Raw genomic sequence first — 24,674 nt, 5'->3', positions numbered from 1 at the left:
GGTGACCCGTGGAGATTATTCAAGTTGTTGGTCTGGCACTCATTGCAACTGTACTGATTTTAGTTATTAAAGAACAAAAGCCGATGTTTGCCTTTCTGATTGCGGCAGCGACCGGAGTAGTGATCTTTATGTTGCTGATTGGCAAGATTGGTGCAGTCATCGAAGTGTTGAAACGTCTTGCCGAAAATTCTGGCATGGAAAGCATCTATTTGAAAACGGTACTGAAGATTATAGGCATAGCTTACATTGCTGAATTTGGCGCTCAGATTGTCAGGGATGCAGGGCAAGAGAGCATCGCATCCAAGATTGAACTGGCTGGCAAAGTGTTGATCCTTGTACTTGCTATTCCAATCATCAGCATTATTATCGAAACCGTCATGAAACTGATGCCGGTGTAGAAAGGGCGTGCGGATAACAGATGAAATCCTTGCATGACAAGCCGCGCTGGCGCCTCATGATTGTGCTGATGGTTTGTTTAATGGTTGGTCTAATTGGACAGGTCGCGGCAAGTACACCTTCAAACGATTGGATGCAGCAGCAGGCCGATCAGCTTCCGAAAGATCAGGTGGAGAAATATTGGGATCAGCTGATGAAGCAATACGGCGGTTTTTTTCCGGAAGGGAAAACGCCATCCTTCATGGACATGTTGATTCCAGGGAATGAAGGATTCAGTCTGAAGTCGGTATTCTCTGCGATTGGCACGTTTACGCTACATGAGATTTTATATAATGGCAAACTACTAGTCACGATCGTCATGTTAACGGTGCTGAGCATGATTCTGGAAACACTACAGACCGCATTTGAGAAAAACAATATTAGCAAGATTGCTTATTCGATCTGTTATCTAGTCATTATTATCATTGCGATCAACAGCTTCAGCGTGGCGATTGGGTATGCAAAAGATGCCATATCCAGCATGATCAACTTTATGATGGCGATGGTTCCGCTATTGTTCACACTGCTCGCTTCGATGGGCAATGTTGTCACCGTTTCGGTGACTCACCCATTGATCATTTTTATGATTCATCTCGTTAGTACACTGATCCATCTGCTCGTGTTCCCGCTGCTCTTTTTCTCAGCTGTGCTGCATCTGGTCAGTTCACTCTCTGATAAATATAAATTGACGCAAATGGCAGACCTGTTACGCAACATTAGTGTAGCCTTGCTAGGCATCTTGCTGACGATGTTTCTGGGTGTCATTTCAGTACAAGGGGCCTCAGGCTCGGTTGCCGATGGTGTCAGTCTGAAGGCAGCCAAATACATTGCAGGAAACTTTGTGCCTGTAGTAGGCAGAACATTTGCAGATGCAACAGATACGGTTATCACAGCATCACTGCTTGTCAAAAATGCGATCGGGCTGACCGGTGTCATTATTATCTTGTTTCTCTGTGCATTCCCGGCCATCAAAATTCTTGCACTGGCCTTGATATACAACGTAACTGGAGCGATTATGCAGCCACTTGGGGAGACTCCGATCGTAGATTGCTTGCAAGCGATTGGCAAAAGCATGATATATGTATTTGCTGCGCTGGCTGCGGTTGGACTCATGTTTTTCTTGGCGATTACAATTCTGCTGACTGCAGGTAATTTAACCGTGATGATGCGTTAAATGCCTACCGATTGGGAAAGGGGCTGAAGAGGATGGGGTGGCTGAGCAGCTGGCTGCAGGATCTGATCATGATCGTTTTACTTGCAACGTTTGTAGATATGCTGCTTCCAAATCGCTCTATGGAACGGTACGTCAAGCTTGTGCTGAGCCTTCTCATCCTGCTGACCCTGTTATCCCCCATCACTAGACTGCTACGAAGTGATCCGGTAGGTGAACTGAAACGAGCTATGACCGCCATGGATGCCCCAACAGACGGTCAAGCAACGTTAGAACAAATTCTGGCTCAGGGTAAGAAAATGCAAGCAAGCGAACAACAGCAGTCCTTGAAGTGGACGGCCAAGGAAGTGGCAAACACCATGAAAGGGCAGATTGAAGAAATGACCGGTGCGAAAGTTCAGTCTGTTGAGGTGCAGCTGGCAATGAAAAAACAAGAAATGGATTCCGAACTAACCACTTCTGTTGAATTGCCTGTCATTCAGCATGTTGAGGTGCAGCTGGCAGGTAAGATTGTCAGCTCAGGGCTTGATACAGAAGGAGCAGAACCTGTGAGTAGCAGCCCGATGCCAGAAACGAAAGATTCCTCGGAGCAAAATGAAACTCAGCCCGGTATTTCAAAGGTTCAGGTTGATCCGATTGAAATTGCCAATGTGCAGATTGATACAAACCGTGAACAATCAAGCATGGGGCAAATACCGTCTAATCAAGCTATCGAAAGACCTGTTACCAGCAACAATAGTGAGGATTCCAATGCACAACAAGCAGGTGTTTCACGCTCTGAACACGCTGTGCAGATCATTACACTGCTTAAAGAGAAATGGAAAGTTGATGCAAGCCAAGTGCGAGTGACCGATACGAAAAATGCAGAAGTGCTCTGAGAAGGAGGGAATCCGATGAAACAATGGTTTAAAAAGCTGGAAACCTTGCTGGGTGGCGGTGAAGGTGGTGCGAAGCGCAGTCAAACCTTGCGATGGTTAATTATTCTGGGACTGATCGGTGTGGGCATCATGCTGTTTAATTCCTTTGTTAACGTCAAAAAAATTGATTCTGAAAACATCGGGCGGGAACCCCCTGAACAAGCAAGCTCCATATCGACCATCCAGAATGATTTGCTTGAAGAGAACCCTTTTCAGGCGATCGAAATTGCTTTTGAAGACAAGATCAAAGGAGTGCTGGAAAATATCGTTGGCGTAGGCACCGTTGATGTAATGGTTACCGTGGATTCCACGGAAGAGCTGGTGGTGCAGCGGAACGTTAAAGACTCACAACAACTTACTGAAGAGACGGATGCTAATGGTGGAAAAAGGCATATGACGCAATATACCCGTGACGGAGAAATCATCACGTATGAATTGTCAGGAGACCAGACGCCTATTGTCACGAAAAAGCTCAAACCGCAAATCCGCGGAGTGCTCGTTGTGGCGAGAGGTGCAGAGAACAAGGTTGTGAAAGACCTGATAACAGATGCTGTTGAAAAAGGTTTAAACGTAGCTGCGTACCGGATCTCGGTCGTTCCGCGCAAACAGGATTGAAGCATTCATTCATCTAGAAATTACAAGAAATATATTGTCAGAATCAACCTATTTTGAGGAGGATATTCTAAATGAATAACAAACGTCAAACGATATGGCTTGTCTCCATGCTGAGTCTGATGGTTATCTTGTCTGCATACTATCTGTTTACTGAAGATTCAGGCCCTGTTAATCCCCCCGTTGCTGACAGTCAGCAAGTGGACGGTATGAAGTCGGGAGAGGCGAAGGAAACCGCTGGTATTCTTGATCCAACAGAAGGCTTGGTTATTAACGAAGTTGTGAATAGCGGAGAAGTAACTGGTGATTCGGGTGTAGCAAATCCAACTGAAAATACAACGGGAGCAAAGGGACAGGAATCAGGTGATACTGAAAAAACACCAGCCGCTGAGCCAGGCACTAAAGAAGGGGAAGCAGATAAAAAGACAGAAAATAGCACGGATAAAGGAGCAGCTACCACACCTGAAACCGAAGGGAAAACAGAAGGCAAGGCTACCAAAACAGATGAGGAAGTGCTCAAAGAGATGGAACAGCAAAATACCACTGTATCGGCAAGCAGCCAGTTCCAAAACTACCAGTGGCAACGTGAAGAAAGCAATAATCGCAAATATGAGGAATTGATGACCATTGCAGGTGATTTGAGTAAAACGCCAGAAGAAAATGCAAAAGCGACAGAACAACTGCGTGTGCTTGAAGATAAAGAAGCCAAAATTACAAGTATTGAAGAGACACTCTCTCAACAGTATGCAAATGCTATCGTTGAGGAGGAAGCTGATAAATATAAAGTGGTTGTTCTGAGTGATAAACTGGACGTTAAACAGGCGGTTTCCATTGTGGATCTGGTCATGAAGGAACTGGCTGTATCCCAGAACAAAATTAGCGTGCAATATGTCACAGAACAGTAAGTGGAAATGTGATAAAGAAGCCCAGGGAGCTTGTTCGACTCTCGGGCTCTTTCCATTTTTAATGATTATGATATAATACTAAAAGCCATATGACCGTCCTAGTGAGACTGGCATGATGCCGAAGGAGTGAATGATGGAAATGTTTAAATTGAGTGAAATTAAAGAACTGATCAAATTGGTTGATGAAAGTTCTGTTCAGGAATTGGAAATTGAAAATGAAGGATCGCGTTTATCGATTCGCAAACCGGGTAAAACGGAGTTCGTACAGGCTGCTGCCGTACAACCGCAAATGGTTGCTGCTCCGCAGGCACAACCTGCTGCTGCAGTTGTGAGCGAGACTGCTCCGCAAGCTGATACAACAAGTCATTTACATAAAATTGTATCTCCGATGGTAGGTACATTTTACAGAGCTTCCTCTCCGGAAGCGGGTCCTTTTGTGAGCGCGGGTGACAAAGTTGTTGAGAAAACAACGGTATGCATCATCGAAGCCATGAAGCTGATGAACGAGCTTGATGCGGATATCAAGGGAGAAATCGTTGAAGTACTGGTTGAAAATGGACAGCTTGTCGAGTATGGACAACCCCTGTTCCTGGTGAAACCGGAATAACGTATTACGGTTTAACATCAGCCGCATGAGCTTCGAAGGAGGACAATAACGAAATGAAATTTCATAAAATATTGATTGCCAATCGTGGTGAAATCGCTGTGCGCATTATTCGTGCCTGCCGCGAGGTTGGCATATCGACAGTGGCGGTTTACTCGGAAGCGGACAAGGATTCCTTGCATGTCCGTCTGGCAGACGAAGCTTACTGTATCGGACCAACACTGTCGAAGGACAGTTACCTTAACTTTACTAACCTGATGAGTGTAGCCACATTGACGGAATGTGATGCTATCCATCCGGGATATGGCTTTTTGGCCGAGAATGCTGATTTTGCGGAAATCTGTGATTCCTGTAACATTACATTTATTGGTCCTTCACCAGAAGCCATCACGAAAATGGGTGACAAGGCTGTAGCTAAGCAGACCATGAAGGATGCAGGTGTACCTGTTATCCCTGGATCAGACGGCCTTGTAGAAACAACGGAAGAAGCGATTTTGATCGGCCGTGATATCGGTTATCCTGTCATTATCAAAGCTACCGCTGGCGGTGGTGGTAAAGGGATTCGGATCGCTGAAGACGAAGAGCAGTTGGTGAAACAGATCACAGCTGCACAGCAGGAGGCTCAGAAAGCATTCGGCAATGCCGGTGTTTATCTGGAAAAATTCCTGACAGGCATGAAACATGTCGAGATTCAAATTATGGCCGACAAGCATGGCAATGCCGTACATCTTGGCGAGCGCGACTGTTCGGTTCAGCGCCGTCGTCAGAAGCTCGTTGAGGAAGCACCTTGTCCTGTGATTAACGAGGAAGTGCGTAAGCTGATGGGTGAAGCTGCTGTCCGGGCTGCCCTCGCGGTGAATTACTCCGGAGCAGGTACACTTGAGTTCCTGCTTAGCCCTAATGGCGAGTTCTACTTTATGGAGATGAACACACGTATTCAGGTTGAGCATCCGGTAACCGAAATGGTGACTGGCGTGGATCTGATCCGTGAAATGATCTCTGTTGCCGAAGGGAACCCGCTCTCTTTCCGTCAGGAAGATGTAGTCATTAACGGATGGTCGATTGAATGCCGGATTAATGCTGAAGATCCTGATCGTAACTTTATGCCTTCACCAGGCAAGATCGGTTTTTACCTTGCACCTGGTGGTCCAGGGGTTCGTGTGGATAGCGCAGCATATCCTGGTTATACGATCTCACCATTCTATGACTCCATGATTGCAAAATTGATCGTTTGGGGCGCGACTCGTGATGAAGCGATTGCTAAAATGAAGCGTGCTTTGGCCGAGTTTGCGATTGAAGGTATCTCCACAACGATTCCTTTTCATCAGAAACTTCTGGAGCATCCAACGTTTATTCGCGGAGATTTTGATATTAAATTTCTCGAGGAAAACGAGATTTAACAGTCATATTGGACTTGTTTGTCATAAACCAGCCCAAATGATATAGTATGTAATAATAAGAGCGCATGTCTCCTGCATCGGATAAGCCCGCACACCAGCGGATGGTTGCAGGAGTTCCGGTAAAGCCGGACCAGAAGGGTTCTGAGTGTTTATGAAAATGAACCGGCGCCCTGACGGATGGCCGCAAACTTATCTCGCGAAAGGTGTGTTGAACATTATGAGTACACTACCGACAGAATTTGAACGTACGGATATCGGTGAAATCCAGATCGCACCTGAAGTTATTGAAGTTATTGCTGGACTTGCAACAGTGGAAGTCAAAGGAGTAGCAGGTATGAGCGGTGGATTCGCTGGTGGGTTCGCAGAACTGCTCGGCCGTAAAAACCTTTCAAAAGGGGTTAAGGTTGAAGTGGGTCAACGCGAAGCAGCAGTGGACGTTTCCGTTATTATTGAATATGGATACCGTCTGCCACAGGTTGCTACTGAAATTCAACAAAACGTGAAGCGCTCCATTGAGAATATGACAGGACTTAACGTGAATGAAGTGAATGTTCACATCCATGACGTTCAGTTCAAGAGTGCTGAAAAAGTGGAAGAGATCGACCTGAACACGCAACGTGTAAAATAAAAAGACAGATTTCCCCCGGCACTTCTGCCGGGGGTTATCCCGTCTTGGACGGGTCTTTCTTTATACACTTGGAATGGACATGTTGATGAACTTTACGCTATTCAGCAGTTAGGCAATGTGAGTGAGCAAGGGAGGCTGTGCAGTTCGTGGCTAAAATACTGGATCGGCTTCTGTTGTTTATATACAGCATAAGCGTAGGCGCAATATCGGCAGCTGTCATCTTACTGATTAGCGGTGTGCTGCCATACGAATTGAATTACCAGCAGGAACAAAATGTTATTGTTGCGTCCATTGTCGCAGCTGCAATTTTGTTTGTCCTGAGTTTGCGTTTTTTCTACATCTCAATTCGGCGTGAGCGCGGCTCGTTGCCGTCTGTGGATCAACGTACCGAGTTCGGGGATGTGCAGATTTCGATGGAGACGATTGAAAACCTCTGTCTGAAGGCAACCTCCCGTTTTCGTGAAGTACGTGACGTCAAAGCGCGCATCCGCGTGGTTGAGTCAGGACTGGAGATTAAGATTCGGGCCGTTGTGGATGGGGAGACCCCGATCCCGGCGCTGACCACGGATCTGCAAAAAGCGATACACGATCATGTTCAGGAGATCACAGGTATTCCGGTTTCTTTTGTAACAGTGTATATCGCTAATGTGACCCAGTCGCCTAACTACAAGAGTCGCGTGGAATGAGGTGAGTTTCACTGATGTTGTGGAAAGAGATTTGGGATAGCTATAAGGGACGTATTATTGGCGTTGCCTTTGGGATCTTATTAGGATTTCTCTATGTATGGATCGGTTTTTGGGATATGTTGTTCTTTGCACTCTTGGTGTTCATCGGGTATACATTTGGCAGACGAAGCGATGCGAAGCTAGGCTCGTTTATTCCCTGGGGGGAATTACGACAATGGCTTGGAGATCGCTGGAGTCCGTTTAAATAAACCTATCAGAACCCTGCAATATGTTTCTTCCGAAAATAGAACTGTAGTTTGAGTTGCCCGATTTTCGGAGGAAACGTTTTGCAGGTTTTTTTGTGAAAAGAGATCGCAATATCAGAGAGTTCCGTGGGTATCCTGTATGTATAAGGTTACGAATTGGTTCCTTGGATTTTAAAATAAGCATGATGACGCTCTGAATAGAGCGCTGCAGGAGGCAGGACATGAAAAGACGTTTGGCAAGGGAAATTGCAGTACAAAGTCTGTATCAGATGGAAATGAACGAAGTAAGCGCAGCTGAAGCGGTGAATATGCTGATTAATGAAGCGGCTGAGGAGAATGAAACGGAAGTTGAAATCCGTGATGAAGATAAAATGCGCAGTTACGTTACCGAATTGGTGCAAGGTGCGTGGACTCATAAGGAAGCGATTGATGGTTTGCTCGTGGATTATTTGAAAGGCTGGCAACTCAGTCGGTTATCACGTGTAGATCGCCAAATTTTGCGTTTGTCCACATATGAGATGGTGTTCCGTGATGATATTCCAGCCAAAGTTTCGGTCAATGAAGCGATCGAGTTGTCGAAATATTTTGGCACAGATGAGTCTGGCAAATTCGTTAACGGTGTTCTTGGTCGCATGATTCAGGAAGTCGACAGTATTAAGCAAAAACTATCCTAAGGGAACGTTCTGAACAGAGAAGCGTAGAACAGCCCAGGTTTCCGGTAAGTGATGTATCTAGATCGTTTTATCTAATATATGTTCATATAAGGGAGAGAGAGTACAATGACAGCATCTATTATTAACGGTAAAGAAGTATCCCAAGAGCTCCGCGCAAGCATGACAGCAGAAGTTAAACAGCTTAGCGAACAGGGGGTAACACCTGGTCTGGCTGTTGTGCTCGTCGGTGAAGATCCGGCTTCTCAAGTTTATGTACGTAATAAAGAAAAAGCATGTCATGATCTCGGTTTTTATTCCGAAGTGCACCGTTTGGATGCAGGTACGTCTCAAGCTGATTTGCTTGCACTTGTGGACAAGATTAACAATCAAAAGTCAATTCATGGTATTCTGGTGCAGCTTCCATTGCCAGGTCACATTGAAGAGAAAGCGGTCATCGATGCGATTGCTGTAGAGAAAGACGTAGATGGATTTCACCCCGTTAATGTAGGGAATCTGGTTATTGGTGATGATAGCTTGTTGCCATGTACTCCTGCAGGTGTCATCGAACTGATTAAACGCACTGGAATCGAAATGTCTGGTAAACACGCAGTTGTTATCGGTCGCAGTAACATTGTGGGGAAACCGGTATCCTTGCTGCTACAGCGTGAAAATGCAACCGTGACAATGTGCCATTCCCGTACGGCGAATATGAAAGAAATTACACGTCAGGCGGATATTCTTGTCGTAGCGATTGGTCGTGCTAATTTTGTGGACGCGGATTATGTTAAACCGGGCGCTGTTGTGATCGATGTCGGCATGAATCGTCTGGAGAACGGGAAACTCGCAGGTGATGTAGACTTTGAAAGTGTAAAAGAAGTCTCGGGCCCAATTACACCTGTTCCTGGGGGCGTTGGTCCAATGACAATCACCATGCTGATGCAGAACACTCTGATCGCGGCAAAACGCGCTCACGGATTGGCCTAGGTATTCGTCTGTGAAAGAGCAGAAAATCTATTCTATAAAAGACCTGAACCGATACATCCGCATGAAACTGGAATCGGATCAGGTTCTGTCGGACGTCTGGCTGCGCGGAGAGATTTCCAATTTCACGCATCACTCCAGCGGCCACATGTATTTTACGTTAAAAGACAAGGATAGCCGAATTAAATCCATCATGTTTGCGTCTCATAATCAGCGTTTACCCTTTGTACCGAAGGAGGGTGCAAGGGTCATTGCGCGTGGCAATGTTTCTGTATATGAACGAGACGGGCAGTATCAATTTTATGCGACACATATGCAGCCTGACGGTATAGGGAGTTTGTATCTGGCTTATGAACAGCTGAAAAAGAAACTGGAGGACGAAGGATTGTTCTCTCCTGATCGGAAAAGGCCTATCCCACGTTATCCACAAACCATCGGTGTTGTAACTTCTCCTACAGGGGCTGCCGTTCGAGATATCATGATAACACTTCACCGTAGGTATCCTTCGGCCAAAGTGGTGTTGTACCCTGTACTTGTTCAAGGCAAGGGGGCTGCTCCATCGATCGTCAAAGCGATTAACAATCTTAATCATATGCATGAAGCAGATGTGCTGATCGTTGGTCGCGGCGGTGGTTCACTGGAAGAACTATGGGCTTTTAATGAAGAGATCGTTGCTCGGGCAATTGCTGCTTCAACGATTCCTGTAATTTCTGCAGTTGGCCATGAAACAGACTTCACCATCGCAGACTTTGCTGCCGATTTACGTGCTGCAACGCCAACAGCGGCAGCGGAACTCGCTGTACCGAATCGTGCAGAGTTATTGGAACAGATTGCGCGGAGACAGCGTCAGTTACAAAACAGTCTGAAGCAACGTGCTGTATATCATCGTGAACGGTTAACTCGTCTCCAGCGTTCTCCAGTACTGGTGCATCCACGAAGAACGTTGATGCAGCACACGGAACGTCTGGACATGCTTCAACAACGCTTACAGCGAAGTGTGGATACTCGCATGAGATGGACGGGAGAAAAGCAAGAACGGTTACGAGCGGCTTTGCAGCGTTTTAATCCTCGGGAGCAGGTGAATACAGCTCGTCGGGACAATTCAGCAGCGCGCAAACAGCTTGAACTTGCGATGAGATCGATCACACGCAGCAAACAGCAACAGTGGAAGTCACTGGTAAGGCACCTCGATGCACTTAGCCCACTGAAAGTGATGTCACGTGGTTATAGTCTCGTTTACGATGAGCAGGAGCAACGGTTGATCAAATCCATCAATGATGTACAGCCGGGAGACTCGGTGAAGATCAAATTAGCGGACGGACAGCTGGACTGTCAGGTCTGGGGAATGAAGGAGGACAACAACATCCATGGCGAATGAACCGGAACTGAATTTTGAAGAGGCAATGGCGGCATTGGAAGACATCGTAGGTCAACTGGAGCATGGGGATGTTCCTCTGGAGCAAGCGATTGATTTGTTTCAGCGCGGAATGAAACTTTCCCAGTTATGCGGCCTGAAGCTGGAACAAGTGGAACGTAAGATCGAGATGATCGTAGAAGAAGATGGAGAGCTTCGCAAGAAGCCTTTTGGCACGGCAGATGATGAGAGCGGTGAGATCAATGAGTAATCGTGCATCATTCGAAACTTATCTTCAGGAGATTACTGGTGAAGTCACCGAAGCGCTAAAGCACATCCTTCCAGAACATTGGGATGTGCCGCATTCGCTAACGGACTCCATGCAGTATTCCTTAATGGCTGGCGGTAAACGGCTTCGTCCACTCCTGGTCGTTGCTGCGGCGGAAGCCTTCGGCGCGGAGCGAGCAGCTGCGTTGCCGGCAGCCTGCGCCGTGGAGATGGTTCATACGTATTCGTTGATCCACGACGACCTGCCTGCGATGGATAATGATGATTATCGTAGGGGAAAATTAACGAATCACAAAGTATATGGAGAAGCTACAGCTATTCTTGCAGGTGACGCACTGTTAACCCATGCTTTCTACAGCATTGTTCAAGCTGGTCGTCAAAGTGGGGTAAGTGCTGAGGCATTGTTAGCGATTACTCAGGATTTAGCAGAACTTGCCGGGGCGAGAGGAATGGTTGGCGGTCAAATTGCCGATATGGAAGGCGAGCAGGGAATGACGGACTTGTCCCAGCTTCAGTACATTCATTTGCATAAAACAGGTGATTTAATTGTCTTCTCTCTCCTTGCAGGTGCTCGTATTGGCGGTGCTACAGAAGGGCAGTTGGAAGCACTTCGTGTATTTGGCCGTGACTTGGGGCTGGCATTCCAGATTCAGGATGATATTTTGGATCTGACGGGTGACGAGCAGAAAATGGGCAAAAAGACTCAAAGCGATGTGAATCAGCAGAAGGTCACTTATCCGTACTTTATCGGGATGGAAGCCTCTGTTGCTGAGGTCAAATCTCTCACGCAATCTGCCAAAGATGCACTCGAACGAGCGCAATTACCGGATGCTTCACGTTTAATGGAGATTGCTGATTATTTGATGAGTCGTGACCATTAACATTGGACGAAGTCATATGATTCAATGTGAGATGATCAGTGTAATGATAGTAATGGCCTTCTTATGCCAACAAACGTAAGATTTTTGCATGCGTTCAAGAATACATAATACAGATCTTAGGATATGAACCGGGAGTGCCAATAACTCGTGATCAGATACAGCGGGCTGTGAATTATGATTCTTGTTCTTTTATGGTATAATGGTTCAATGTTATTCAATCCATTACACTTAATAAATGATATAAATTCAATAAACAAACATTCTAGGAAAGCGGGGAGATTCTCGTGCTGCTTCCACAAATTAAACAACCCAGTGATCTAAAGGTGATGTCCCAGGACGATCTTGCTCTTTTGTCAGCAGAGATCCGGCAGTTTCTGATTGAGAAGCTGTCTGTTACAGGTGGGCATCTTGCACCGAACTTAGGAGTGGTTGAGCTCACGGTGGCCCTGCACTACTGCTATAACAGTCCAACGGATAAAATGATTTTTGATGTAGGGCACCAGGCTTACGTGCATAAAGTTTTAACAGGACGGATGGATCGGTTTGATACGCTACGCCAACAGAACGGATTATGCGGATTTGTCAAACGGAACGAAAGTGAACATGACGTATGGGAAGCCGGTCACAGTAGCACCTCATTGTCAGCTGCTATGGGAATGGCTCTGGCTCGCGATCTAAAAGGTGAGGATAATCAGGTTATCGCGATCATTGGTGATGGAGCGCTTACAGGTGGTATGGCGTTTGAAGCGCTGAACCATATCGGCCATGAACAGCGGAAGTTGATGGTGATTCTGAATGATAATGAAATGTCCATCGCACCCAATGTGGGAGCCATGCACAAATATTTAAGTAAAATTCGTTCAGATCGTCATTATTTGAAAGCAAAAGATGATGTAGAAGGAATTCTTAAAAAGATTCCGGCCATTGGTGATCGCCTGGCCAAATCAGCGAGCTGGATCAAAGACAGTGTCAAATATATGATGGTTCCTGGTGTTCTTTTTGAAGAACTGGGCTTCACGTATTTGGGACCTATTGACGGACACGACATCCCACAACTAATTGAAGCGTTCAAGCAGGCTGACAATGTGGATGGTCCTGTGATGGTTCATGTGCTTACTACCAAGGGCAAAGGTTATCAGCCAGCTGAAGCCGATTCTCATAAGTGGCACGGTATTTCACCGTACAAAATTGAATCAGGTCAAGTGCTTAAAGCGGTTGGTAAACCGATGTACACGGAAGTGTTCGGTCAGACACTGATTGAACTTGCCAAACAGGATAAACGCATTGTTGCAGTTACACCTGCTATGCCTACAGGCTCGGGTCTGATTCCTTTCAGCAAAGAGTTTCCAGATCGTATGATCGATGTGGGGATTGCTGAGCAGCATGCAGCCACGATGTGTGCGGCACTAGCGATGGAAGGGCTAAAACCGATCTATGCGGTATATTCCACGTTCATGCAGCGTGCCTATGATCAAATCGTGCACGATATCTGCCGTCATAATGCAAATGTAATCTTTGCAATTGATCGTGCAGGTTTTGTTGGGCCTGACGGTGAGACACATCAAGGGGTATACGATGTTGCGTTTATGCGCCACATTCCGAATATCGTACTGATGATGCCAAAAGATGAGAATGAATTGCGCCATATGATGAAAACGGCGCTTGATTATAATGAAGGTCCAATTGCGTATCGTTACCCGCGTAACAATGTGGTTGGCGTACCATTGGATGATATACTCGTTCCAATTCCAATTGGATCATGGGAACAATTACGTCCAGCAGAAGGGTATGCCATTATTGCATCAGGTTCGATGGTTCAACTGGCTGAGGAAGTTGCAGATACGGTTAAGCGTGAGGGAATGAATGCTGGCGTAATCAATGCACGTTTCCTCAAGCCTTTAGATGAACAAATGCTGCATGATCTGGCTGTTCGTGGGACAAAGCTAATCGTACTTGAAGAAACATCTCAAGCGGGCAGTATGGGAAGTGCAGTATTGGAGTTCTACGCTGAACAAGGCATGCATGATGTTCATGTGCATCTGATGGGCATTCCGGATCGTTTTATCGAACATGGCAGTATCAAGGAACAACGTGAAGAAGTTGGGCTTACGGTAGAGAATGTATGTGCGGAACTGCGTAAAATGGCCGTTCAATCTTCCTATGGAATGTCCAAGACACGTTTCCCTTCCTAACATTAGAATCAAATGAAAAGTAGCGGATAGGAGAAAGACATGTCACTCCCGAAAGAACGAATTGATGTGCTACTGGTGGAACAAGGCTACTACGAAAGTCGTGAGAAGGCAAAAGCTGCAATCATGGCTGGACTTGTTTACGCCAATAATGAACCGATTGAAAAAGCAGGCATGAAAATTCCCAGGGATGCTGAACTGAAGGTAAAGGGCTCTGTGCATCCTTATGTAGGCAGAGGCGGACTAAAACTTGAAAAAGCGATTCGTCACTTCGGCCTGGATATGAGTGACCTTGTTATGCTGGATATCGGTTCATCTACCGGTGGTTTTACAGATTGTGCTCTTCAGCATGGTGCTTCCCATGTATATGCGATTGATGTCGGGTATAATCAACTGGATTGGTCCCTGCGTAATGATGATCGGGTCACCGTTATGGAACGTACGAATTTTCGTTATGTCACACCTGAGAATCTGAGCGGCCCTGAGCCGAACTTTGCAAGCATTGATGTATCCTTTATTTCCTTGCGAATTATTCTTCCACCGCTGTTAGCACTGTTGCAGCAGCCTGCGGATATTGTGGCATTAATCAAACCACAGTTTGAAGCGGGGCGGGATAAAGTGGGGAAATCTGGCGTTGTCCGTGACCCGAAGGTGCATAAGGATGTTTTGCAGACAATGCTTCATTTTGCCAGTCAACTTGGATTAAGCCTGAAAGGTCTTACCTTTTCGCCTATTACAGGTGGTGAGGGCAATATTGAATTTCTCGCACACTGGCGTCTGGAAGCACCAGAGGCCGCACAACCAGAGAACGACGATACTTCACTTGATACACTTGCTGAGCAAGTGGCAAAGGAAGCTGCTCATACTTTTACGGGAAACTCATCATAGGATGGGTTTCTTTTCGCTGGAAAGATGTTTGGGGATAAAGGGAAACGGTTGTTCGATCTCGAATATGTCATCGAGGTGAGCCGTGATGAATGGTCAATATGACACAATAGTTATTGGTGTTTTTGCTGTCTGTTTGATCGTATGGTTGTTTGTGGGACTGCGTAGCTGGATGAATCGGCCGATCCCGGTTAGCTTGGCAGAGTTGCAACTCAATGAAAACATTCAAGATTCTCCTGCTCTGACTTTACTTGAAGCAAATGGATATGATGTGATTGGTGGGAAAATGAAAGTACCTCTAGCTTTTGAGGCGGATGACTCGGTACTTTACAGCAGGTTGTTTATTGATTATGTTGCAGAGCGGGAGGATGCCCGGTATCTGGTCAAAACATCCCGTCGCAGACAGCCGCTTGAACTGAGCGGACCTGCTATAAGAGATCGCTTCTTGCCCTATCTGTTATTATATCCCGGTTGTGAAGGATTGCTTTATGTTGACCTGGAGGATTCAGATATAATGGTAATCAGACTGATGGATTATCAGGAAGACGTGTATGATGGTGAGGATCTGGATTAATATATAGTAAGCATGAAATATGGTATGAAACAGCATTGCGGGCAGGAAGTGCCGCATCAGTGCAATACATTTAACTGGAGGCATGTATGAAGGGACAACGACATATCAAGATTCGTGAGATTATTAGTCAAAATGAAATAGAAACACAGGACGATTTGGTTGAAGCACTACGTCAATCTGGTTTTCAGGTTACACAAGCAACGGTATCTCGGGATATTAAAGAGCTTCTGTTAATTAAAATTCCCATGGACGATGGACGATATAAATATTCTCTGCCAACCGATCAGCGTTATAATCCGATTCAAAAGCTCAAGCGTGCCCTTGTGGATAACTTTCTCCACATTGATCATACCAATAACCTTGTGGTGATGAAATGTCTGCCAGGGACGGCGAACTCCATTGCCGCCTTGCTCGATAATATTGAATGGACTGAAGTGATGGGCACAATCTGTGGAGATGATACAATCCTTATCATCTGCCGTACTGAAGACAACAGTGTCACTGTTATTGAGCGCATCATGGGATATATTGCTTAAATCAGCCGGAGGTGTTTTTGCAGATGTTAGTTACATTATCGATTCGCAATCTCGCCGTGGTGGAAGAAGTCGATGTGGTCTTTCATCCGGGATTTCATGTGTTGTCTGGGGAAACCGGTGCAGGTAAATCCATTATTATCGATGCTCTTGGTTTGCTTGCCGGGGGAAGAAGCTCAGCCGATCTGATTCGTTACGGATGCGACAAAGCAGAGATGGAAGCGCTATTTGAGATGGAGCCCAGTCATCCCGTATGGAGCACATTAGAACAGCTTGGTATTCACTGTGAGCCGGAGGAACATCTGGTAATTCGGCGCGAATTAAACACGCAAGGCAAAAGTACGTCACGGATTAATGGACAGCTTGTAAATTTGACGATGCTGCGCGAAGTCGGCGAGAAGTTGATCAACATTCATGGGCAACATGAGCATCAAAGTCTGTTGCGTGCCGAAAGTCATCTCGGACTCCTGGATACGTATGGCTCCGATATCATCGGGCCAGTTAAAGCTAGGTATCAGGAGCGGTACAGCAAATTTATTGCGGCGGAGAAGGAGTTGCGAGCACTACAAGAGTCAAGCCAGCGGGCTTACCAACTGCTTGATATGTATCGTTTTCAATTGGAAGAGATCGCTGCAGCCAGCCTTACCCGTGGAGAAGATGAATTACTCGGCGAAGAACGGGTCAAACTATCCCATAGTGAGAAAATGATGGACAGTGTTGCTGGTGCTTATGAGCTCCTGAGTGGACAACGTGGATTAGAAGCGGTAAGTATAGCTCTGTCCCGAATTGAAGATATTTCGGGTTATGACAGCAAGGGATTACAGCCTATCGTGGAGCAACTGCAGTCTGCCTTTTATCAACTGGAAGATGCCACGTTCCAGTTACGGGACTATCGGGAACGAATCGAATTCAATCCTGGCAGATTAGAGGAAGTGGAGCAACGCTTAAATCTGATCTCTGGACTAAGACGTAAATATGGGGACAGTGTGGAACTCATTTTAAATTATTATGAGCAGATAAGCCATGAAACGGACCAGCTCGAAAACAAGGATGAACGTTTAGAAAAGCTTCGTGCGGAGCGCGACAAGTTGTTGCTACTCGTAATGGAGTCAGCGGAAGAACTCAGCAAAGTGCGTAAGCAATGTGCTGAGGAACTGGCGGCTCAGGTAGAAAGTGAGCTCAAGGACTTACAGATGGAACGAACGTCACTGCGTGTTCAGATTGTGCCTGCTGAAGATCCAAAGGGCATTGAATGGAATGGACGTCGCATCCGATTAAGTCGCCAAGGTGCTGATAATGCGGAATTCCTGATCTCACCGAACCCAGGTGAGCCTCTTCGACCTTTGGGGAAAATCGCTTCAGGGGGAGAATTGTCCAGAATTATGCTGGCGATGAAGAGCATATTTGCTCGCCATGACCGTATTCCGGTATTGATTTTTGACGAAGTAGATACAGGGGTCAGCGGTAGGGCAGCACAATCCATTGCAGAAAAACTTCATCGTCTGTCTTCAACGTGTCAGGTGTTCTCCATTACACACTTGCCACAAGTGGCTTGTATGGCTGATCATCAGTATTTGATTGAGAAACATGTTTACGACGGGCGCACGATGACTCAAGTGGAATCTCTGTCCCAAGAAGGGCGAGTGAAGGAATTGGCACGTATGCTCGGTGGTGTGGAAATTACAGAAAAAACACTGCATCATGCGCAAGAAATGCTGAATTTGGCGGAAGCCAAAAAAGGGTGAAACGGACGGCTGGCGTAATGTTTGACAGTAATAAAAGCCTGGGGGCAGGGTTATCTTATAGGTACGCAATTGGCGACCACCTTTCGTCAAGCGAAAGAAGCAAAGGGAGTGTGACAGCCATTGAATTCCCCCCTCAGGAAGAAATTGCTAGGTCTTTTATTTGCCTTCTTTCTATGTGTACTTAGCCAGATTGTTCAGCCGATGCAAAGTTATGCTTCCCTGCCTGATGAAGTACAGGTGTTTGCAGGCAGGCAAGCAGATGTACGGCTGGCAGTACCCGCTGGTTCAAGCGCAGTCGTTGATCGGCCTGATATCGTTGGACTGGAACATAAGTCTGGGATTAAGCTCACTCGGCAGCAACCTCTGCATCTTCATCCTCAACAGACGGGACATGCTACACTAACCTTAAAATTATGGGGGAAAATTCCTGTAAAAACCGTCAATGTGAAAGTAATTCCTGATCTTCGTGTCGTTCCAGGAGGTCAAACCATTGGTGTTAAAGTTAAGTCTGCTGGCATCCTGGTTGTTGGACATCATCTGGTGCGCTCTAATCCGGATGAACAAAAATCCCCTGGTGAAGCAGCAGGTATCAAATTAGGTGACTTGATTACTCATATGGATGGCAAGCGTCTCGATGGTGTGGCAGGTGTATCTGAGGCCGTAGAACTTGCAGGAAAACGTAATCAGGGTATTGATGTCGTTCTGAAACGTGGCAACGAAACCATTAAAACCAAGTTAACCCCGGCGTATGATGCAGAAGACAAAGCATGGAGACTTGGATTGTACATTCGTGATTCAGCGGCTGGTGTAGGTACGCTTACCTTCTATGCACCTGATCAAGGGGTATATGGGGCGTTAGGTCATGTCATTACGGATATGAACACTCAAACCTCCATCGTTGTGGGTAGCGGACAAATCGTACAGTCTAATGTGACGTCTATTTCGAAAAGTGAGACCGGTGATCCGGGAGAAAAAAGAGCTCATTTTCTTAAAGAAAGCAAAATTTTAGGCAATATTGAGCGTAATACGGCGTTTGGCATCTTCGGTAAAATGTCGCAAAATCCGGAACACAGTTTGTATTCGCAAGGCATTCCCGTTGCGTTCTCTCATGAAGTGAAGGAAGGACCGGCTGAAATTCTGACTGTAGTGGATGGGCAGCAGGTAGAACGTTTCTCTATTGATATTGTGCATGTAGCTGATCAATCGGAGCCAGCGACGAAAGGCCTTGTACTCCGTATTACAGATCCTAAGTTAATTGATAAGACGGGTGGCATTGTGCAAGGGATGAGCGGTAGTCCGATTGTTCAAGATGGCAAGCTCATTGGTGCTGTGACTCATGTCTTTGTCAACGATCCGAAATCTGGGTATGGATGCTTTATCGAATGGATGCTGCAGGATGCTGGTGTGATGATGAAAAAAGATCAAGCGAAAAACCTTAAGGCTGGATAAACAGCTTTAAGGTTTTTTTGTCGAAAGTAAACATATTATATCGGTTGTTGAAATAAAATATTTATTATAAAGGATCAATAAAAAAAAATAAAGAAAAATAATTTTCGACAGAAGGAATTTCACTTGGCGTGTCGAAAATTTAACGTGTAAGGAAATGTACGAAATTGTAAAAGACGAGGTTTTAAATAAAAGGAGGATACCGTTTTGCAAAAAATTGAGGTATTGCTGGCCGATGATAACCGTGAATTTACGAATTTGCTTGCCGAATATATATCCGAGCAGGAAGATATGGAAGTAACCGGTATTGCATACAACGGCGAAGAAGTATTGCAATTGCTGGAACAAACTCGGGATGTGCCGGATGTGTTGATTCTGGATATTATCATGCCTCATCTGGATGGACTCGGTGTACTGGAACGTCTGCGTGGTCTGAATCTGTCTCCGCAGCCTAAAGTAATCATGCTCACCGCATTCGGCCAGGAAAACATCACACAGCGTGCTGTGCAACTCGGAGCTTCCTACTACATTCTTAAGCCTTTTGACATGGAAGTACTGGCCAATCGTGTACGTCAGCTTGTTGGCACACAAACGACAATGTCTACAAGCAGCGGCTCATCTTCTTCTTCCATGTTTATGAACAAGTCCAATGTCGTGCCGATGGGCAAACACAAAAATCTGGATGCCAGCATCACGTCGATCATACATGAAATCGGAGTTCCTGCGCATATTAAAGGATATCAGTATTTGCGCGAAGCCATTACAATGGTGTACAACAATATCGAAATTTTGGGGGCTATAACCAAAACGTTGTATCCGGCGATTGCCGAAAAGTTCAAAACGACGCCGTCTCGCGTCGAACGTGCCATCCGTCACGCGATTGAAGTGGCATGGACACGCGGCAACATCGACAGCATTAGCCACCTGTTTGGCTACACGATCAACATCAGCAAGTCGAAACCGACGAACTCGGAATTTATCGCGATGGTTGCTGACAAGCTGAGAATTGAGCATAAGGTGAGTTGAAAGGATTCGGAGTAAGGTTTGAGCAATTTTACTGTCTAAACAATTTAGGCGGTAAATATGTGGAACAGATCGCTGGAGCCCGACTAACTTCTATGATGTAAACTAACTAATACCGTCATTTATTGGGTTTGGAAAAATCCAATGAAGGCGGTATTTTTTATGAATGATATTGAATTTCAGTTAGATCATGTTCATGTTAGGCTGTACTGTTCATCAAAGAATTTATCACTGGCTCCGCAAAAGATATGATTTGTTCACCAGTTAATCTCTTTGCAGTGTTTATGCGCCTACGTCTAATGAATGGGATAGTGATCTATGTGACTTTTTACCTAAAAAGTTTACAGATTTAAGCAAGGGATTGGTGCTTTTTTGAAAAAATTTACGTGAAGTTAACGCTTTTTTAGGTAAAAAGTGGTACGATGTGACCACGGATAGATCAAAAGTGACATGGTTGATGACATGGCGAGGAGTTGATACATGTGTTTACTCAAATAGGTGAAATAGCCGAACCGATTCCAGTCGTATTGCCAGAAACCAAGTGTGATGCCTTATATCAACTGTTTAAATCAAATCCGAATCTGGAAGGTGTAGCGGTTACAGGTAAAAAGGGCATTTCGTTAATGATGCGAACTCGATTTTTTCAACAGATCGGTTCACAATATGGCTACAATTTGTATATGGGACGCCCTGTAAAACTGCTTATGAACGTGAATGCACTGGTTGTCGATTATTCCGAACAGATCACGGATGTCAGTGTAATGGCGATGAAGCGTGAAGAAGCAGATCTGTATGATCTGGTTCTAGTAACATCTGGAGATCGATTTCATGGGGCGGTAAGTATACGGAGACTATTACTCGCAGTTGCGGATGTAAGAGCTGAAATGGCTATTTTCATGAATCCGTTAACAGGGCTTCCGGGTAATCGAATTATAGACGACCGATTAGTTCAGGTACTAAAACAAGATCAGTTCAGTGTTCTATACATCGATCTGGATCAGTTCAAATCGTATAATGACAGTTATGGCTTTAAAATGGGGGACGAGCTGATACAAGCAACGGCAGCTGTGCTCCGTGAGCATTTTGGGGTAGCAGAGGCCTTTTTAGGCCATATTGGCGGGGATGATTTTATCGCAATCCTGAACCACCATCAGTATAAACAGGTGTGTGAAGAAGTCATTTCTCAGTTTGAGGAGTTGAAGAAAGTTTTCTACAACGAACAGGACTGGAGCAATCAATATGTGATGGGCGAAGGCCGCTCGGGCTTGAATCGACCGATTCCTTTGGTGTCCGTATCTATTGCAGTGGTGACCAATCTCTATCAAAGGTATGAAAATATGAATCAAATTGTACATGAGGCAACTCGTGTGAAAAAAAGCTGCAAATCCATCAACGGCAGTATTATTTGTGCCAATGACATCGAAGGGGAGGTAGTATTAAGCTAGCTATGATTGAATTGAGATACTACATAAACTTAATGTGTTCGTTTAAAGAAAATAACCCCTTAGTTAAAGTTTATTAGTCAAAGTTTAAATGTCGAAGTCAAACAAGCCAGCATTTTGCATATAATCAGTAGATTCGAATGTCTACAGATGAATAAGAAGAAGCGGCAGGTGGACTTGTTTTGTTCGATACAGGACTTGGGGGTATTTGTCCTAAGACCCTAACATCGGTTGTATTTTCTTTTAGCTCGGACACTTTAGATTCATTCTCTTCAGAAACTTCCTTAGGTGAAGCAACAGATGTCGGAAGCTTTGCTGAATTTTGGTGTGTTGGTTCCTGAATTTCGGCTGCCAGCTCGCCGATCTTATGATTGACTTCGCTCATTTTGGACTCTATGTCTTGCACAACTTCTCTTTTTTTCTGAAAAACGGTGCGTTCTGCATTCTCAATCATATGCGATTTGCCAGGATCATTGTGCGTGTCATTCTCCAGCACAATCCGGTCGGACCGGATCTCCCCCTCAATGGTATGAATAGAACTTTGCATTCTGTCCCGTAAACCTACCAGTTTTCCCACTGGATTTGTTCATTGAATTTAACTTTCTGTTGCATCAACCCCTGAATTTCTTTATCTCGGTTTGAGGTGGGGTTAGCCGGTGTGAAACTGCTTTTGGTTGCAGGTGAAATTGAATTCATGTGCCCATCTCCTTCTTAATTAAGCATGGTCATAGTTATTTACACATATATCGGATGAAATGAGAAATAAATGAAGCTTCGACATGCTCATTAAAATGCATTTCTTTACGTATAGTATTGCAAACTTCATCAGGTTAATTGATAATGGTTATCAATTGATAAAAAATTAGCCAAGATCGATTGGTGAAATAGTCGGGACGGCGTTGCATGCATTTAAAAGAAAAAGAAGAACATAAATCATTTTGGGTGGTTATCGTGTCAGGAGAAAAGGGGATTGGAGAGTAATGATGAAAATAAACGAACAGGTGCAATACTGGAATTATGCGGCCATGAAGGTGCTGGACATACGACGTATCGTCATGAAGCCTGGAAAACAACAGCAATCATATACACTACCTGCTGCTGGTTTTATATATGCGATTCGAGGGTCGGCTGATCTTCAATTGGATGCACAAACATATAAAACAGAATCTTTTTTTATGCTTCACGGGGCCAAAGGATCACTATTGAATATAGAGACCCATGAGGATTTTGAATATATCATGTTATATTACAGAGCATTTCGAGCTTTTCCGAATTATCGTAAAAGGTGGCTACAGGGACAGTCTCTGGGTACTCCGTTTACATTGCAATATGGGTTTACACCAAGTGAACCGTTGGAATTGCTACGATATCTTAATGAGATGGAGAAATCATGGGAGCAACCAACAAATTTGGACCTGCTTCATACGAAGAGTCTATTTTATCAATTCATTCATGAACTTATGGTTCAGCTGGCTGCACAGGAGAGTCGAACCCAACTCGTTGATCCGGTGGAACTGACACTTGAATACATAAATAAGCATTATAGAGAACAAGTTACACTTGATTTTTTAGCAGAAAAATTCAATTTTAGCTCTCGTCATCTATCTATGCGATTCAAACGCAAGACCGGTTACAGTCCTATTGATTACTTAATCCAGACGCGAATTGGCAAGGCAAAGGATTTACTTGTGCGATCAGATGCTAAGCTTGGTGCTATCGCAGCAGAGGTTGGCTATTCTGATGCTTATTACTTTAGCCGGATCTTCAAGAAACATGTTGGCATGTCTCCGAGTTTGTATCAAAAGAAAGTGAGGGAATTCGGCCGAATAGAAGATCGTCCATTACAAGTATCCGAATCGTCCATTGGCTGGGCATTGAAGTCGAGATATATTGATTATGATAATCATTATCGATATATAAACGGAGGGTCCACACCAATGAAAAGAAAAAATCCAGGTTACAGCATGATCATGATTGCAATATTAAGTTTAACGATGCTCCTTACGGCCTGTTCTTCGGGTACCGCCAATACACTTTCAACTGGAGAAGGAACGGGTGCCAGTTCTACTAACAGTAGTTCATCAGTAACATCAGAGACGGGAAGTCAAGTAAACAAAGATAATGAAACACGCACCGTATCAACCATCAAAGGTGATGTTATCGTTCCGGCTAATCCGAAAAGAGTTGTTGTGCTGTATCTTCAAGGTGACGTGGTTGCACTTGGAGTCAAGCCAATCGCTACATCAGATGTATACGACGGGGCTGCTTACAAGAGTGAGCTTGAAGGTGTGAATTCATTAGGTACCTGGTTCGAACCGAACCCTGAAGCGGTCATTGACCTTGATCCAGACCTGATTATTGTTCCGTCAGAAGAAACATATAACACGTTGAAAAATATCGCACCTACGGTGTATATTCCGTACGAGAAAATGACAACGGAAGAACGACTTCACAGCATAGCCAGCATTTTTGGCAAAGAGAAGGAAGCTGAAGTCTTGATTAACAACCTTAACAGCAAAGTGGAAGAGAGTAAAAAAACTCTTGCAGACGCTGGTATATTGGATAAAACCATTTCCATTATTGAAGGCGGACTGAAAGGTATGGTCGTTGTGGAGAGCAAGCAATTTGGTCGGGGTTCTCAAGCGATCTATGAGTATTTGGAGATGAAAGCTCCTAAAGTAGTGCAAGACAAAATCGATGTCGTATCAGACGAAGATGGCTCTACAATCTCAATGGAGGTTCTACCAGAATACATAGGTGACTATGTATTTCGCTCGGTATATGAAGGAGCAGAAAATCTAACTGATAATCCGATATGGCGTAATATTAAGGCGGTTAAAGAAGGTCGTCTGATCGAGATCGATTTTGATTTCTTTTATTATTCAGACATCTATTCGATCAATAAACAGCTCGATTTTGTTGTAGATAAACTGTTGTCTGCCCCAAGAGCACGCTAATTGATGAGGAAATCGTGGACATAAGGGTGGTTACACAGGCGGCGAAAATGATATAGGCATTGTAATTTGAACCAATTTCCATTAGACTTAAACGATAATGAGAATCAATATCATGTAATC

At 44.9% G+C, this 24,674-nt stretch carries 26 protein-coding genes; 24 read left to right on the top strand and 2 right to left on the bottom strand.

Annotated features, from left to right (window positions below; genetic code table 11):
* Window positions 1–8 precede the first annotated feature (8 nt).
* The 23 genes from spoIIIAD (at window position 9) to AC1VYS_RS18135 (ending at window position 21,600) form a co-directional block, all read left to right on the top strand.
* A complete protein-coding gene (spoIIIAD, locus tag AC1VYS_RS18245; protein WP_123062262.1) occupies window positions 9–398 on the top strand; it encodes a stage III sporulation protein AD in 390 nt (129 codons plus the stop codon).
* A 56-nt stretch (window positions 399–454) separates the two neighbouring features.
* On the top strand, window positions 455–1,609 hold the full coding sequence (gene spoIIIAE / locus AC1VYS_RS18240) for a stage III sporulation protein AE (protein ID WP_482915046.1): 1,155 nt from the start codon (window positions 455–457) through the stop codon (window positions 1,607–1,609).
* Between the two features lie 32 nt (window positions 1,610–1,641).
* Window positions 1,642–2,484: a stage III sporulation protein AF gene (gene spoIIIAF, locus AC1VYS_RS18235; protein WP_482910878.1), complete on the top strand. Its 843-nt coding sequence runs from the start codon at window positions 1,642–1,644 to the stop codon at window positions 2,482–2,484.
* Between the two features lie 15 nt (window positions 2,485–2,499).
* Window positions 2,500–3,138: a stage III sporulation protein AG gene (gene spoIIIAG, locus AC1VYS_RS18230; RefSeq protein WP_441922235.1), complete on the top strand. Its 639-nt coding sequence runs from the start codon at window positions 2,500–2,502 to the stop codon at window positions 3,136–3,138.
* Between the two features lie 71 nt (window positions 3,139–3,209).
* The gene (locus tag AC1VYS_RS18225; RefSeq protein WP_482910877.1) at window positions 3,210–4,040 is read left to right on the top strand and encodes a SpoIIIAH-like family protein; all 831 of its coding nucleotides are present in this window, start codon (window positions 3,210–3,212) and stop codon (window positions 4,038–4,040) included.
* 139 nt (window positions 4,041–4,179) lie between these two features.
* Window positions 4,180–4,647 (top strand): acetyl-CoA carboxylase biotin carboxyl carrier protein, encoded by a 468-nt coding sequence (gene accB, locus AC1VYS_RS18220; protein ID WP_482915045.1) that lies wholly within the window; start codon window positions 4,180–4,182, stop codon window positions 4,645–4,647.
* 53 nt (window positions 4,648–4,700) lie between these two features.
* Window positions 4,701–6,044 (top strand): acetyl-CoA carboxylase biotin carboxylase subunit, encoded by a 1,344-nt coding sequence (accC, locus tag AC1VYS_RS18215; protein WP_482910876.1) that lies wholly within the window; start codon window positions 4,701–4,703, stop codon window positions 6,042–6,044.
* A 217-nt stretch (window positions 6,045–6,261) separates the two neighbouring features.
* Window positions 6,262–6,672 carry an Asp23/Gls24 family envelope stress response protein gene (locus AC1VYS_RS18210; RefSeq protein ID WP_090922519.1) on the top strand — a complete coding sequence of 137 codons (411 nt, stop codon included), beginning with the start codon at window positions 6,262–6,264 and terminating at the stop codon, window positions 6,670–6,672.
* 146 nt (window positions 6,673–6,818) lie between these two features.
* Window positions 6,819–7,358 (top strand): alkaline shock response membrane anchor protein AmaP, encoded by a 540-nt coding sequence (gene amaP, locus AC1VYS_RS18205; RefSeq protein ID WP_482910875.1) that lies wholly within the window; start codon window positions 6,819–6,821, stop codon window positions 7,356–7,358.
* Window positions 7,359–7,372: 14 nt separating this feature from the next.
* Window positions 7,373–7,606 carry a DUF2273 domain-containing protein gene (locus tag AC1VYS_RS18200; protein ID WP_482910874.1) on the top strand — a complete coding sequence of 78 codons (234 nt, stop codon included), beginning with the start codon at window positions 7,373–7,375 and terminating at the stop codon, window positions 7,604–7,606.
* A 218-nt stretch (window positions 7,607–7,824) separates the two neighbouring features.
* On the top strand, window positions 7,825–8,277 hold the full coding sequence (gene nusB, locus AC1VYS_RS18195) for a transcription antitermination factor NusB (RefSeq protein ID WP_482910873.1): 453 nt from the start codon (window positions 7,825–7,827) through the stop codon (window positions 8,275–8,277).
* 105 nt (window positions 8,278–8,382) lie between these two features.
* Window positions 8,383–9,240, top strand: a complete 858-nt coding sequence (folD, locus tag AC1VYS_RS18190) for a bifunctional methylenetetrahydrofolate dehydrogenase/methenyltetrahydrofolate cyclohydrolase FolD (RefSeq protein WP_482910872.1) — start codon at window positions 8,383–8,385, stop codon at window positions 9,238–9,240.
* 10 nt (window positions 9,241–9,250) lie between these two features.
* Window positions 9,251–10,615: an exodeoxyribonuclease VII large subunit gene (gene xseA, locus AC1VYS_RS18185; protein ID WP_482910871.1), complete on the top strand. Its 1,365-nt coding sequence runs from the start codon at window positions 9,251–9,253 to the stop codon at window positions 10,613–10,615.
* The gene (xseB, locus tag AC1VYS_RS18180) at window positions 10,605–10,862 is read left to right on the top strand and encodes an exodeoxyribonuclease VII small subunit (protein ID WP_221788521.1); all 258 of its coding nucleotides are present in this window, start codon (window positions 10,605–10,607) and stop codon (window positions 10,860–10,862) included. Before xseA ends, xseB begins: the two co-directional genes overlap by 11 nt.
* Entirely contained in the window at window positions 10,855–11,760 is a 906-nt protein-coding gene (locus AC1VYS_RS18175; protein WP_482915044.1) for a polyprenyl synthetase family protein, read from the top strand. Before xseB ends, AC1VYS_RS18175 begins: the two co-directional genes overlap by 8 nt.
* 284 nt (window positions 11,761–12,044) lie before the next feature.
* Window positions 12,045–13,952 (top strand): 1-deoxy-D-xylulose-5-phosphate synthase, encoded by a 1,908-nt coding sequence (gene dxs, locus AC1VYS_RS18170; RefSeq protein ID WP_482910870.1) that lies wholly within the window; start codon window positions 12,045–12,047, stop codon window positions 13,950–13,952.
* 39 nt (window positions 13,953–13,991) lie between these two features.
* Window positions 13,992–14,837, top strand: coding sequence for a TlyA family RNA methyltransferase (locus tag AC1VYS_RS18165; RefSeq protein ID WP_482910869.1), 846 nt, complete (start codon window positions 13,992–13,994; stop codon window positions 14,835–14,837).
* Window positions 14,838–14,922: 85 nt separating this feature from the next.
* Window positions 14,923–15,408 (top strand): hypothetical protein, encoded by a 486-nt coding sequence (locus tag AC1VYS_RS18160; protein WP_482910868.1) that lies wholly within the window; start codon window positions 14,923–14,925, stop codon window positions 15,406–15,408.
* 86 nt (window positions 15,409–15,494) lie between these two features.
* A complete protein-coding gene (gene ahrC, locus AC1VYS_RS18155) occupies window positions 15,495–15,944 on the top strand; it encodes a transcriptional regulator AhrC/ArgR (protein WP_110895260.1) in 450 nt (149 codons plus the stop codon).
* A gap of 23 nt (window positions 15,945–15,967) precedes the next feature.
* Entirely contained in the window at window positions 15,968–17,686 is a 1,719-nt protein-coding gene (gene recN / locus AC1VYS_RS18150; RefSeq protein WP_482910867.1) for a DNA repair protein RecN, read from the top strand.
* Between the two features lie 120 nt (window positions 17,687–17,806).
* Window positions 17,807–19,135, top strand: a complete 1,329-nt coding sequence (gene spoIVB / locus AC1VYS_RS18145) for a SpoIVB peptidase (RefSeq protein WP_482910866.1) — start codon at window positions 17,807–17,809, stop codon at window positions 19,133–19,135.
* Between the two features lie 204 nt (window positions 19,136–19,339).
* Entirely contained in the window at window positions 19,340–20,158 is an 819-nt protein-coding gene (spo0A, locus tag AC1VYS_RS18140; RefSeq protein WP_441922261.1) for a sporulation transcription factor Spo0A, read from the top strand.
* Between the two features lie 479 nt (window positions 20,159–20,637).
* A complete protein-coding gene (locus tag AC1VYS_RS18135) occupies window positions 20,638–21,600 on the top strand; it encodes a GGDEF domain-containing protein (RefSeq protein WP_482910865.1) in 963 nt (320 codons plus the stop codon).
* A gap of 124 nt (window positions 21,601–21,724) precedes the next feature.
* On the opposite strand, the gene AC1VYS_RS18130 is transcribed toward AC1VYS_RS18135, so the two are convergent.
* On the bottom strand, window positions 21,725–22,144 hold the full coding sequence (locus tag AC1VYS_RS18130; RefSeq protein ID WP_482934394.1) for a hypothetical protein: 420 nt from the start codon (window positions 22,142–22,144) through the stop codon (window positions 21,725–21,727).
* A gap of 14 nt (window positions 22,145–22,158) precedes the next feature.
* A complete protein-coding gene (locus tag AC1VYS_RS18125) occupies window positions 22,159–22,293 on the bottom strand; it encodes a hypothetical protein (protein WP_482910863.1) in 135 nt (44 codons plus the stop codon).
* 284 nt (window positions 22,294–22,577) lie between these two features.
* Here AC1VYS_RS18125 and AC1VYS_RS18120 point away from each other — a divergent pair, with 284 nt between their 5' ends.
* On the top strand, window positions 22,578–24,554 hold the full coding sequence (locus AC1VYS_RS18120; protein WP_482910862.1) for an AraC family transcriptional regulator: 1,977 nt from the start codon (window positions 22,578–22,580) through the stop codon (window positions 24,552–24,554).
* The last annotated feature ends 120 nt before the right edge of the window (window positions 24,555–24,674 follow it).

The sequence above is a fragment of the Paenibacillus sp. G34 genome (genome assembly GCF_056856875.1).
Note: the sequence above shows the minus strand (reverse complement) of the source record. Positions and strands in the feature narration are given on the sequence as shown.